Consider the following 12,928-nt stretch of genomic DNA (forward strand, 5'->3'; position numbering starts at 1 on the left):
GCGCGTTACCCCGATCTCACACAGACGCACACCACGTGAGGGAACACGGGACATGACCTACCACAGCAAGATCGTCGAAGCAGGCAAGGCCATCGCGCCTTTCGCCCAGACCTGGGATGGCATCGAGCCCGAGAACGTGGCCCGCATGCGCCTGCAGAACCGTTTCCACACCGGGCTCGACATTGCACGCTACACCGCCAAGATCATGCGCGCCGACATGGCAGCCTATGATGCGGACCCTGCGAACTACACGCAGTCGCTCGGCTGCTGGCACGGGTTCATCGGCCAGCAGAAGATGATCTCCATCAAGAAGCACTTCGGCACGACCAAGGGCCGCTACCTCTATCTCTCGGGCTGGATGGTCGCCGCGCTGCGCAGCGAATTCGGCCCGCTGCCCGACCAGTCGATGCACGAGAAGACCAGCGTTTCGGACCTGATCGAGGAACTCTACACCTTCCTCAAGCAGGCTGACGCGCGCGAACTCGGCATGCTGTTCCGCGATCTCGACGAAGCCAAGAAGGCTGGCGATGCGGTCAACACCCACCGCCTGCTGCACAAGATCGACGAGTTCGAAACCCACGTCGTTCCGATCATCGCCGACATCGACGCAGGCTTCGGCAATGCGGAAGCCACCTATCTTCTCGCAAAGAAGTTCATCGAAGCCGGTGCCTGCTGCATCCAGATCGAGAACCAGGTCTCGGACGAAAAGCAGTGCGGCCACCAAGACGGCAAGGTCACCGTGCCGCACGAGGACTTCCTCGCGAAGATCCGCGCAGTCCGCTACGCCTTCATGGAACTCGGCGTCGATGATGGCGTGATCGTTGCCCGCACCGATTCGCTGGGCGCCGGCCTAACCAAGCAGATCGCCTACACCCGTGAAGCGGGCGACCTGGGTGACCAGTACAACAGCTTCCTCGATTGCGAGGAAGTCGATGCCACGAGCCTCGGCCATGGCGACGTGCTGATTGCCCGCGACGGCAAGCTGATGCGGCCCAAGCGTCTGCCTTCGAACCTTTACCAGTTCCGCACCGGAACCGGCGAGGATCGCTGCGTGCTCGATTGCATCACCTCGCTGCAGAACGGCGCGGACCTGCTGTGGATCGAAACCGAAAAGCCGCACATCGGCCAGATCGGTGGTATGGTCAGTCGCATCCGCGAAGTGATCCCGAACGCCAAGCTGGTTTATAACAACAGCCCCTCGTTCAACTGGACGCTGAACTTCCGCCAGCAGGTCTATGACGCGATGGTCGAAGCCGGCAAGGACGTCTCGGCCTACGATCGCTCGAAGCTGATGAGCGTGGACTATGATGGCACTGAACTTGGCATCGAAGCTGACGAACGTATCCGCACGTTCCAGCGCGATGCCGCGGCGCAGGCTGGCATCTTCCACCACCTGATCACGCTGCCGACCTATCACACCGCTGCGCTGAGCACCGACAACCTCGCCAAGCGCTACTTCGGCGAAGAAGGCATGCTCGGCTACGTCAAGCAGGTCCAGCGCGAGGAAATCCGTCAGGGCATCGCCTGCGTGAAGCACCAGAACATGTCCGGTTCGGACATCGGTGACGATCACAAGGAATACTTCGCCGGGGAAGCCGCTCTCAAGGCTGGCGGCATCCACAACACGATGAACCAGTTCGCCGCGTAACCTGCGAACTACAGAAAGTCCCTCCCCTGAAGGGGAGGGTTGGGGAGGGGGTAAAGCCCTCCCAACCGAAGCAAATCCTCGCGGCAATCACGCCTCGAAGATCCAAGAAGGAGACCCACCATGGCTGAACCTGCACGTGCCCGCGCGGTCCTCTCGACCGAGGACTTCAAGCTGATCCGCGAAGCCGTACTGCACTATCTCAAGGCTATCGAGGACCAGCCGGAATCGGTGAAGTTCTCGAACCTCTACCACAGACTCGGCAGCGCTCTCGGCCGATAAGCCAGAGCTGCCTCAAAGGACCTTTCCTGGGGAGGAAAGTCCGGCCCGTCGCGCCCCACCAGGCGCGGCGGGCCATTTTTCATCCTTGGCCTCTGCCAAACGTCACCGAAAAGTTATCTGACGCTTACTATTGGCTAATGAATCGCCTCTATTCGTTGCAGCGTGAAAACATCGTTCGCGCCCCCTTCTGAATCCGCAACGGCAAAGTTGCCGATCCTCGCAGTTATCGGTTTGCGCGATCCGGTGGAGGGAGATTGGGGCCGCTTGCGCGGTCTGCAATATTCAAGCCTCGCCCGGCTGACGTTCGCACGACTCCTCGCCCATGCACTTGCCGCGTTGCTCGTACTGCAGACTTACGCCACCCGCGTCCACGTTGTCTTTCTGGTCGGCTGGATGGCGCTGCTCGTTGGCGTCCTCATTTCGGGTGCCCGTTTCGATCGCACGCTGATCGACGCCGACCGGCGGCGGATCAGTCGACAGGAGATGCACCGGCAGACCGTGAGCTCGCTCTTCGTCGCGCTCGTCTGGGCCATCCCGATGCTGGCCTTCGCCCCGTTCGGCGATGCGGCGCAGCGGATGACCCTGTGGACGGTCCTCGCGATGCTCATGGCGGGCATGGCCGTGACTTTCGCCGCAATGCCTATGGCCACGGTGATGTTCTCGGGCATCGTTGGCCTGTCGGGTGTCGCCGTCTTCCTGTTCTGGGGTGAATATACCGCCGCCGCCGTCGCCGTCGCCTTCGTCGCCATCGTCAGCGTCGGCGGGGTCGAGGCTGCGCGCACGTTCCTTGGCGCGCGCGTTGCCGAAGCGGGGATGGCGGAAAAGGCCGAGGTCGTTTCGTTGTTGCTTCGCGAATTCGAGGAGGGCGATGCGGACTGGCTTTGGCAGGTCGATGCCAATCGTCGCGTCCGCTCGGTCAGCCCGCGCTTCGCCTTCGCACTGGGTGAGGACCCGGAGGACGTAGAAGGCAAGCCGCTGATCCAGCTGATTGCCGGAGCGGCCTGGGACTCCGGCCACTTCCACTCGAGCCTGCATGACCTGGCAGAGCGCCTGAAGCGTCGCGAGAGCTTCTCCAACTTGCTCGTCCGCGTCACGTTGCATGGCAATCACCGCTGGTGGGAACTGTCGGCCTCGCCAAAGTACGATGAGAACGGCACTTTCGTCGGCTTCCGCGGCGTAGGCTCGGACGTTACCGAGCAGCGAGAGAGCGCCGAAAAGATTGCCTACCTTGCGCGCTACGACACGCTGACCGGCCTGCCCAACCGCCTGATGCTCACCGAAGCGCTCGGCGATGCGATGGGCTATGCCGAGAAGTGGCGCTCGCGTTGTGCGTTCCTGATGATTGACCTCGATCGCTTCAAGGCGATCAACGATACCCTCGGCCACCTCGTGGGCGACCAGATGCTGGCACTCGTGTCCGAGCGGCTCAAGCTGATCATGCGCGACGGCGAGGTCTGCGGCCGGCTCGGCGGCGACGAGTTTGCCGTGGTGATCCGCGATGCCGCCGATGCCGATCGGATCGACGAGTTGAGCGATGCGATCATCTCGACATTGTCGCTCCCCTACGAGATCGACCACCACACTCTCTATGTTGGCGCCAGTGTCGGCTCGGCCATCGGCCCGCGGGATGGCGCTACCGTCGAGACGCTGCTGCGCAACGCTGACCTTGCGCTTTACCGTGCCAAGGATGAAGGCGGTGGGCGGCACTGCTTGTACGAGCCTTCGCTTCACGCCCACGCCGAGGAGCGGCGCAAGCTCGAGTTCTCGCTGCGCCACGCGCTCGAACGCAATGAATTCTCGCTGATGTTCCAGCCCGTCGTCGATGCGACGACCGAGGAAGTTCAGAGCTTCGAGGCATTGCTGCGCTGGAACAGCGTCGAACATGGCTTCGTAAGCCCGGTGAAGTTCATCCCGCTGGCCGAGGACACCCGCCTGATCGTGCCGATTGGCGAATGGGTCCTGCGCATGGCTTGCCTCGAGGCGATGAACTGGCCCGAACACGTCAAGATCGCGGTCAACGTTTCGGGCGAGCAGCTGCTTGACCCCTACTTCGCCGAGACGGTGGTCGGCGCGCTGACCTCAAGCGGCCTGTCGCCGCACCGGCTGGAGATCGAGGTGACCGAGAGCATCTTCGTGCGCGACGGGACCACCGCGCAGCTGACGCTCGAGAACCTGATGGGCATCGGTTGCGGTGTCGCGCTCGACGACTTCGGAACCGGTTATTCCTCGCTCGGCTACCTGCGCAAGATGCGGTTTTCGACGATCAAGGTCGATCGCAGCTTCGTGCAAGGGGCGGCGAAGGACAATCCCGAGAGCCTTGCCATCGTCCGCGCCGTGGTTGCCATGGCCGATGCTCTGGAGATGTCGACCACCGCCGAGGGCGTCGAGACCGAGGACGAGCTGGCCTGCATCCGTCGCCTCGGCTGCAAGAAGATCCAGGGCTATTTCTTCGGCCGTCCGATGAACAGCATCGATGCGCTGGCCCTGTTCGGAAAGACCGCGTTTCGCGAGCGCCAGTCAGCTTAAGCGGCGACGCTCAAGCAGCCACCAGTCCGCGCACCACGCTTTCGAACAGCGCCCGCCCGTCCGAGCCGCCGTGTGCGGCTTCGATCATGCGTTCCGGGTGGGGCATCATGCCGAGCACGTTGCCGCGATCACCCAGCACGCCCGCGATGTTGCGCGCCGAGCCGTTTACGGATTCGCCATAACGGAACGCCACGCGGCCTTCGCCCTCGAGACGGTCGAGCGTGGCGTCGTCGGCGAAGTAGTTTCCGTCGTGGTGGGCGACGGGGATCGTGATCTGCTGGCCAGCGTCATAGCCTGCGGTGAACAGCGACTGGTTGTTCTCGACCGTCAGCTTCACGTCGCGGCAAACGAAGCGGATGCCGGCGTTGCGCATCAGCGCGCCGGGGAGCAAGCCTGCCTCGGTCAGCACCTGGAAGCCGTTGCACACGCCGAGCACGGTCACGCCGCGCTCTGCCGCGCGGACGACGGCCTGCATCACCGGCGAGCGGGCGGCCATGGCGCCCGAGCGGAGGTAATCGCCGTAGGAAAAACCGCCAGGCAGGGCGATGAAATCGAGTCCTTCGGGCAAGTCGGCATCGCCGTGCCACACGCGATGGACCGTGCCGCCGCAGACCTGCTCGATCGCCACGGCCATGTCGCGGTCGCAGTTGGAGCCGGGGAAGGTGATGACGGCGGAGGTAAAAGCCATTGCGCGGGTTCCTAAGCTCAGGCTGCCTTTTCGATGCGGTAGTTCTCGATCACCATGTTGGCGAGGAGCTTTGCGCACATCTCGTCAAGCGCGGCGTCCGAGGTGGAGTCTGCCACGTCGAGTTCAATGACGCGGCCAGCGCGCACATCGTTCACGCCTTCGAAGCCAAGGCCCTCCAGAGCATGATGGATGGCGCGGCCCTGCGGATCGAGCACACCGTTCTTGAGGGTGACAATGACGCGGACCTTCATCGGCGGGGCCTTTCGGACACTGGAATTGGAGAATCTTGGGCGTTCGTATTTCGGGGGGCCTATGCAACTTGAGGGCGAGAAGAGCAAGGGCGGGATCAGCGGATCATTCTGGGGGGGTTACGGGGTTTACACTGTCCGGAGAAACTTCGTCAGGCCCCTTCGCGCCTGAAAAATCGCATGGTCGGATGCGCGGAAGGGAAGGGGAAGCGGGTCATGATTCGCAGCTTAGCGTGCAATGCGTAAGTAGGAAAACGGGGAAGCGCAGGCCTTTGAAAAGCGCTAGGAATACAGGGCCACAGGACAGGCGAAAGTCCGTGCGGTGGCAGGATGTCAGGCACTTCAAACGCACCCCACGCGCATCCCGGCACCTGCCACCGCCCTTTTTCCCTGATACGACTTGCCTGTTTACATGACTGACGCGTCAGTTATTATCTTCCCATGCCACGTGTCACTCCGATCGACCGCCGCGAACGCATTCTGGCTGCAGCGCGCGAGGAATTTGCCGAACGGGGCTTTGCCGCCGCCCGCATGGAGGACGTCGCCAAGCGCGTGGGGATCAGCCGCGCCGCCCTTTACCTTGCATTCGACAGCAAGGAGGCGTTGTTCCGCGCGCTAGTTTCCGAAGTCATCACCGAGATGATGCCGGCGCTGCTGCCGAGCGACTACGGCAGCCTTCCAGCGCCGGCATTGCTGCGCGCCTTCGTGAAGAACGCCATCAAGCGCATTGCCAGCCCGGAAATGGCTTTCCTGCCGCGCCTGATCGTGGGCGAGGGCCGCAATTTCCCCGAGCTTGCCCGGTTCTACCACGAGACCGCGATGATCTGCATTCTCGGCGCGATCGAGCGGCTTATTGCCCATGGCATTGCCCGGGGCGAATTTGCCTGCCCCGATCCGAAGACCGCGGCGCAATGCGTGGCGGGCGGAATCATCTTTGCCGCGCTGTGGCGCAACGTGTTCGAACCAGTGGGGGCAGAGCCGCTCAACGTTGACTGGCTCGCGGAAAATCAGGCGGCGATGGTGCTTTACGGGCTTACGACGGGGTAGGCGGGGGCGGTCGGGCGGGGCTTTCGCCGCTTGCCCACCCCCGACCCCTCCCGCCTGCGGGAGGGGGGAAGAGCCGCACCTCCGACCCTTTCCGCCTGCGGGAGGGGGGAGGAAAGGGGCGCCTCCCGCCTGCCGCGAAAAATGGGGCCTGAGCCTAAAAGCTATCGAGATCGTTGGCGATCGTCACAGGGCCCGGGTATTCGGCGCGGACGCCTGCCTTGACGCCTTCGACTTGCGCGGCGCTTGCGCTGCCGCCTGCGAAATGCGTGACGACGACAGCCTTGACCCCGGCATGCCGAGCCATTTTGCCTACGTCTGGCGGGGCGAGATGGTGCGTGGTCAGGTGCCGAACCAGATCCGCCTTCGCCTTTTCCGGCATGTTCGGCGAGTTGCGGGCGACCGTTGCCATCGTGGAATCAATGTCGATCATTTCGCTCACGAGGATGTCTGCCCCTGCTGCCAGCTTTTCGACGGCATCAGACGGCCCGGTATCGCCTGTATAGACGATCGTGCGCCCGGCCGTTTCGAAGCGGAATGACAGGGACTTGAAGGCCTTGTCCTCCTCGCTGCCCGGAGCGAAATCGTAGTGGGTGTTCTGTGCCGCACGGACGACCATGTTGCCCACGCTGGCCGTGAAGCCATCGCCCACTTCGACCACGGACACGATGCCTGCAGGATCGGGCCAGGGCTTGCCCGGTATTCCGTATCCGGCACGGGCCGCCGGTCGCATCGAGGATATCATGCCTTCGACCATTTCCCGTGTTCCGGGAGGGCCGTAGACCGTCAGCTTCTGCGCCACCATGGTCTGGTTGCGCAGGGCCAGGACCGCCGAGAGACCGCCGGTATGATCGGCATGGAGATGGCTGAGGAAGACCGCCGTGACGTTCGGAAGCGCAAGGCCCGCCTTCGCCAGTTGTTGCACGACCCCGTCACCTGCGTCGACGAGATAGAGATCTTTCCCGTCGACCAAGGCATTGGCCGGTTGAGAACGGCGGCCATCACCAACCGGCCCACCCATTGTGCCCAGCGTGATGAAGCGCGAACCATTGTTGGCTGGCTCATGTGCCGCAAGCCGGGCGAACTCCCCGGGCGCGCCCAGAGCCAGGGCGAGGCTGGCGATGATGGCCAGGCGCATCAGAAGTTGTATCCCATGCGGACACCGTAGGTTCTGGGCGGAGCGAGAGTCGCGACCGAGAAGTCGAGAATCGGCCGCGAGCCGGACCGCACGATCACTTCTTCATCCTCGATGTTGTTGATGAAGCCGGTGATTGTCCAGCGGCCACCATCTCCTTCAAACGTGACATAGGCGTCGGACATCATGAACCCGCCTTGCCGCTCTTCCGGGCGATAGTTTGGATTGAGGAAGCGACCGGATTCGATCGAGGTCCGACCACCGAGCAGCAGGCGCAGGGAATCGGTGAGATCGAAGCCGCGTTCGTAGCCAAGCCCCAGTGACCACTTTGGCGCGTTTACAGCCGGTTTGCCCGAACAGTCGATATCATAGAAGCGCGCATTGTTGCCCGGGACGCCCGGGTTGGCGAGGCGGCTGCCCAAGGTGGTGCAGCCCGTGGCAACCGGCGCACCCGTGGGCGAGAAGTTGGCCGTCCGGAGGCTGTTGTACTTGCCATTCAGGTACTGCAGGTTGAGATCGAACTTGTCGTTCCGGCTGGGCTGGAAGCGCACTTCGGCTTCAAAGCCATAGATGCGGGATTTGCCGGCGTTCTCGGTGCGGGAGCCTTGGGCGAATATGTTGTTCGCCGTGCGCACGCCCCCCACGAAGGTGATCTGCTGGTTGGTGTAATCCCAGTAGAACGCCTCGACATTCAGCTGCAGCTTGTTGTCGAAGAAGCGGTTCTTGCTGCCGACGGTATAAGCCGTGAGAGTTTCCGGGGCGAAGGTATTTTCCGGCGGCGCGGCAACGAAGAAACCGCCGGATTTGAAGCCGGTAGACACATCGGCGTAGACGAGCGAGGACGGCCCTGCATCGAACTCGATGCCGGCTTTCCACGTGAACTTCTCAAAATCGAGGGCGCCGGTGAAGGGCGCTCCAAGCGGCGGATTGACCGGTCCGGGCCGCCCGCCAGACACCGTGGCGGTCAACTGGTCCTTCGTCTCCTTGGTATAGCGTCCGCCGGCAACCAGCCGCAGCGCATCGGTGACCTTGTAGGTGAACTGGCCAAAGGCGGCGAGGCTTTCCGTATTCACGTTCGGCGTGAAGCGGGTGGTGGAAATATCACCCTGGCGGAAGAAGTTCAGCGCGTTCTGGTCTTCCTTGAAATAGAAACCGCCGAGCACGTAGTTGAGCGGACCATCGTGATCCGACGCAAAGCGAGCCTCGAACGAGAACTGTTCGGCCTTTTCGGTGATTTCCCCGCGGAAGCCCGGGAGATAGGTGACGAAGTTGATGTCGGTCTTGCGCCAGGCGGGCTGGAGCGTGAGCTTGCCGAAGCCAAGGTCGCCCTCGATCGTTGCGCTGAGGCCATAGAACTTGTTGTCGAGGAAGCCGGTATCTGCCGGCAGGTCGATGCAGCCGCTGGTGACGAACCCGCCAAAGCCGCCGCAGAACGGGGGCGCGAACACACCTGCGGCGAGGTTGCGGATCGCTGTCAGCGCGGCCGGGCTGGAAATGCCGACATGATCGTTCAGGTCGGGCGCGTTCAGCGTGGCGCTGGGCAGAAGCACGCTGCCCCAGCCCTTGCCATGCTGGTTGAAGTAATCGCCGACCAGCAGCACCGACCAGTCGGCCGAAGGTTCGACCAGGAACGAGGCACGCACGCCTTCGCCCTTCTCGTCGTTGTAGCCGTCCGTGAGGAAGCCATCACGATCCACGACTTGTCCGGCGACACGCAATGCCGCGGAATTGCCAATCGGGAGATTGAGCGCCGCCGATGCTTTCTTGCTGTCGTAGTTTCCGTATTCCGCGCGCACTTCACCGCCGAAATTGCCGATATCGGGCTTGCGCGGGATGACGTTGATCGCGCCGCCGGTTGCGTTTCGGCCGTAGAGCGTGCCTTGCGGTCCCTTGACCACTTCGACGCGGGCGAGATCGTAGAATGCACCGGCAGGAGCCGAAGGCCGCGCCACGTAGACACCGTTGAAGTTGAAGGCGACGGCATTCTCGGAGAACGAGTTCTGCGAATTCGTGCCGACGCCGCGCAGGAAGAAGCTGGTGGTGCCGCCGGTTGGGGCAACGGCCAGAGCGGGCACGAGCTTCTGGAGATCGACAAGCTCGGTGATGCCGGCATCGGCAATGTCTGCCCCGGTCACGGCGGTTACCGCCACGGCCGCCCGCTGCAGGCTTTCCTCGCGGCGCTGCGCGGTGACGACGATGTCGGTGATGCCTTCATCTGCCTGGGTGACCTGCGCTTCCTGGGCAAAAAGCGGGCTGGCGGCGCACAGAGCGGCCAGTGACACGGTCCAGCGGATGACTGATTTATTGCTCACTTATGTCTCCCTTTCATCGACTGCTTTTGATTTGCGCAGTCGTATGCATAAGGAGACAGAATTTGAAAAATAGATTATATTTGCGGTTCTACATGCCTGGGATTTATGGATTCCAAGTGGGGATCGCCGCACTCATTCGCTCACGGAACTGCCGCTCCTTCCGGCACAACGAGCACCTGCACCGCCTTTTCGGGTGAGAGATATCGGCGGGCCACGGCTTGCAGGTCGGCGGGCGTCAGCTTTTCCAGCCGGGCGCGGGCGGCCTTGGCGCGCACGAGGCGGTCGGGCTGGGTCTGGGCGCGTTCGGCTAGTGAGCTCCAGCCGCCATTGGTCTTGAGCGCGTTTGCCATGCGTTCGAGCAGGGGCGCGCGGGCGCGCTGGAGGATGTCGGCATCGATGGGCGCGGCAATCAGGGAGCGTGCGGTTTCCTCAAGCGCGGCGCGGGTGGCCGGAACGTCTGCCAGATCGACCGAGGCGTTCATGGTGAAGGTGCCGTAACCGGTCCAGACGCGACTCAGGGCACTCGATGCACCGGGGCTGTAGGCCTTGCCGAGCTTTTCGCGCACGGAATCGAGCACTTCGATCCCGGCGACTTCGGCGAGGAGGGTGAGCGCCATGGCATCGTCGAGATCGCTGTCGTCGCGGGTGGGCCAGGTGTATCGGACAATCGCCTGGTTGGCCTCGCCGGTATGGCGGACGATGCGCAGGCCGCGCTGGTCGGTGAAGCGGCGCTGGCGTTGGTCGGGGTAGGGGCGGAAGTCCGGCTCGCGCGGGGGCAGTGCGCCGAGGGTGCGGGCGACCATGGCGATGGCGGCGGCTTCGTCGATGTCCCCGACGATCGAGATTTCGATGGCACCGTGGGCGAGGCGGTCGGCCAGCCTGTCGCGCAAGGTGGCGAAGGTGAGGGCGGTGTAGGCGCTTTCGTCCTGGAGGGTGAAGCGCGGGTCGTTGTCGGACAGGATGCCGCCGATGCTGTTCGCCAGCGCGGCACCGGGGCTCGAGCGCAGGCGGGCGAAGAAGTTGGCGATGTTCTGGCGGTAGAGCACTTCGCCTTCGGGGCGGTAGCCGGGGTCGGTCAGCAGCGCGGTCATCAGCTGGAGCTGGAGCGCGAGGTCGCGAGGGGTGGTCACGGCGTCGGTCGAAAAGGTATCGCCACTGGTGCCGAGGCCGAAGGCGACCGAGCGGCCTGCAAGCAGGGTCTGGAGGTCATCCTCGCTGTGCTTGCCAAGGCCGCCGCGGGCGAGGACGCCGGTCATCTCTGTGGCGAGGGGATCGGCCCTGGTGTCGAGCATTTCGCCGCCATCGATATTGAGGCGGACGTCTATTCGGTCCTTTGCGAGGCTGGTGTATTTGAGGTTGAGGCGGACGTTGTTGGCGAAGCGGACCTGACGGATGCGGTAGAGCGGTTCGACGATGTCGGAGACGACCGTGCCGGCGGGGCCGAAGTCGGTATAGGCAAAGGGGATGGGGGCGGGCACTTCGCCGGCCGGGGCCTTGGCGCGGGTGGCCTTGACCCAGGTCTTGCGGAGGGCTTCGGCGCCGCCCTTGGGGGCGTTGCGGCCCTGGAAGCGGATCAGCGGGTCCTTGAGCGGGACCGCCTCCTCCAACAGCGCGGCCATGACCGTTGCGGGGGTGATCGTGGGGGCGAACTGGTTGAAGCGGGCGAGGCCGGATTCGGGCGTTGTCGGCACCTGATCGTCGCGGATCAGGGCGAGGGCTGCGCCGACCAGCGCACCGTGGGGGCGGGTGTCGGCCCCGGCGGCGGCGTTTTCAAGACCGGTGCGAATGTTGGCTAGCTGCTCGTCGATCTCGGGCTGGGTAAAGCCGGTGGTCAGCGCGCGGGCATAGACTCCCGCTGCGGCGGCGAAACCGCGCTGCCAGCCGCCGTCGACGGTGTCGACGATGAGGTTGGTGGTGCGGCCGATCTTGAAGACCTCGCTGGTGCCGAAGCCAGCGCCCCGAAACGGTGGGTCGATGGCGCGGCTGAGGCGGGCGAGGCGGCGGTTGACCACGCCATAGCCGATCTGGCGCAGCAGGTTGCGGCGGCGGTTGGCGATTGTGTCTGGCTCGTCCGCCCAAGGCCCGTGGCGCGATGCGGTGACGCGTTCGGAGAGCGAGGGATCGAGGTGGATGTCGACCTTGGCTTTCTGCTTCGGGTCGACCTTGCCTTCGGCGGGGCGCGGGGTTTCGGGCCTGGGCTGCCAGTCGGCGAAGCGGGCGCGGATGGCCTGTTCGACCGCGTCCGGCTCGAAATCGCCGACCACGATCAGGGTGGTCTTCGACGGCACGTATTCGCGCGCCCAGAAGGCCTTGAGCGTATCGGCGGTAGCGGCGTTGAGAGCCTCGACCGTGCCGATGGGCAGGCGCTTGGGGTAGGTGGCGGCGGGGTAGAAGAAGGCAAGCTGGTCTTCGAGGTTCGTGCGGCTCCAGCCCTGCCCGTCGCGCAGTTCTGACAGGACGACGCCGCGCTCGCGAGCGACGGCTTGCGGGTCGAACTTCAGCTCGCTTGCTGTTTCGCGCATCAGCATCAGTGCGGTGTCGAGCAGCTTTGCGTCGTTGCGCGGCAGGTCGAGCATGTAGAGCGTCTGCTCGAATGAGGTCTGGGCGTTGGTGTCGGCGCCGAACGACAGGCCGTTGCGCTCTAGCAGCTTGATCATCTCGCCTTCTGGCACGTTGGTGGAGCCGTTGAAGGCCATGTGCTCGACGAAATGGGCGAACCCACGCTCGCTCTCACGCTCGTCCAGCGAGCCGGTGGCGACGTCCATGCGCACTTGCGCGGTACCGGCGGGCGTCGCGTTCTTGCGGATGATGAAGCGCATGCCGTTGGGCAACTGGCCGTAACGGTATGCGGGATCGGGCGGCAGGTCGCTTTGCTGGAAGGCCCAGGTGGGTTTTGGCGCGCTGGTCAGGCTCGCAGGCTGCGAGGCGCAGGCGGTGAGGGCGAGGGCAGCGGCGAGGGCAGCGGCGGGGGGAAGCAGGCGGCGCAGGATCATTGCATGGGGATGTGCCCGGTCAGGCCTGAACGCGCAATGAGGAGTTGGGGCAAAC

The 12,928-nt window shown here is 64.0% G+C and carries 9 protein-coding genes; 4 read left to right on the forward strand and 5 right to left on the reverse strand.

The genetic code is table 11. From position 1 onward, the window contains the following. The first annotated feature begins 52 nt into the window (after nt 1-52). From IQ25_RS11085 to IQ25_RS11090, 3 genes are all read left to right on the forward strand, one after another. Nucleotides 53-1,648, forward strand: coding sequence for an isocitrate lyase (locus tag IQ25_RS11085; RefSeq protein WP_144905720.1), 1,596 nt, complete (start codon nt 53-55; stop codon nt 1,646-1,648). Nucleotides 1,649-1,768: 120 nt separating this feature from the next. Next, nucleotides 1,769-1,927 carry a hypothetical protein gene (locus IQ25_RS21165; RefSeq protein ID WP_011444689.1) on the forward strand — a complete coding sequence of 53 codons (159 nt, stop codon included), beginning with the start codon at nt 1,769-1,771 and terminating at the stop codon, nt 1,925-1,927. 162 nt (nt 1,928-2,089) lie between these two features. Continuing rightward, nucleotides 2,090-4,453: a putative bifunctional diguanylate cyclase/phosphodiesterase gene (locus IQ25_RS11090; RefSeq protein ID WP_258537008.1), complete on the forward strand. Its 2,364-nt coding sequence runs from the start codon at nt 2,090-2,092 to the stop codon at nt 4,451-4,453. A 10-nt stretch (nt 4,454-4,463) separates the two neighbouring features. On the opposite strand, the gene purQ is transcribed toward IQ25_RS11090, so the two are convergent. Together purQ and purS are read right to left on the reverse strand one after the other, a co-directional pair. Beyond that, nucleotides 4,464-5,141 carry a phosphoribosylformylglycinamidine synthase subunit PurQ gene (gene purQ / locus IQ25_RS11095; protein WP_144905724.1) on the reverse strand — a complete coding sequence of 226 codons (678 nt, stop codon included), beginning with the start codon at nt 5,139-5,141 and terminating at the stop codon, nt 4,464-4,466. Between the two features lie 17 nt (nt 5,142-5,158). Continuing rightward, nucleotides 5,159-5,392: a phosphoribosylformylglycinamidine synthase subunit PurS gene (gene purS / locus IQ25_RS11100; protein ID WP_144905726.1), complete on the reverse strand. Its 234-nt coding sequence runs from the start codon at nt 5,390-5,392 to the stop codon at nt 5,159-5,161. Between the two features lie 438 nt (nt 5,393-5,830). On the opposite strand from purS, the gene IQ25_RS11105 reads away from it, so the two are divergent. Beyond that, nucleotides 5,831-6,436: a TetR/AcrR family transcriptional regulator gene (locus IQ25_RS11105; RefSeq protein ID WP_144905728.1), complete on the forward strand. Its 606-nt coding sequence runs from the start codon at nt 5,831-5,833 to the stop codon at nt 6,434-6,436. A 154-nt stretch (nt 6,437-6,590) separates the two neighbouring features. On the opposite strand, the gene IQ25_RS11110 is transcribed toward IQ25_RS11105, so the two are convergent. From IQ25_RS11110 to IQ25_RS11120, 3 genes are all read right to left on the reverse strand, one after another. Continuing rightward, nucleotides 6,591-7,571: an MBL fold metallo-hydrolase gene (locus IQ25_RS11110; protein ID WP_144905730.1), complete on the reverse strand. Its 981-nt coding sequence runs from the start codon at nt 7,569-7,571 to the stop codon at nt 6,591-6,593. Further along, nucleotides 7,571-9,880 carry a TonB-dependent receptor gene (locus IQ25_RS11115; RefSeq protein ID WP_144905732.1) on the reverse strand — a complete coding sequence of 770 codons (2,310 nt, stop codon included), beginning with the start codon at nt 9,878-9,880 and terminating at the stop codon, nt 7,571-7,573. The genes IQ25_RS11110 and IQ25_RS11115 overlap by 1 nt, the downstream gene beginning before the upstream one ends. A 140-nt stretch (nt 9,881-10,020) precedes the next feature. Then, nucleotides 10,021-12,873 (reverse strand): M16 family metallopeptidase, encoded by a 2,853-nt coding sequence (locus IQ25_RS11120; RefSeq protein WP_144905734.1) that lies wholly within the window; start codon nt 12,871-12,873, stop codon nt 10,021-10,023. Between the last annotated feature and the right edge of the window lie 55 nt (nt 12,874-12,928).

Source organism: Novosphingobium taihuense, assembly GCF_007830315.1.
In the GTDB taxonomy this organism is placed as follows: domain Bacteria; phylum Pseudomonadota; class Alphaproteobacteria; order Sphingomonadales; family Sphingomonadaceae; genus Novosphingobium; species Novosphingobium taihuense.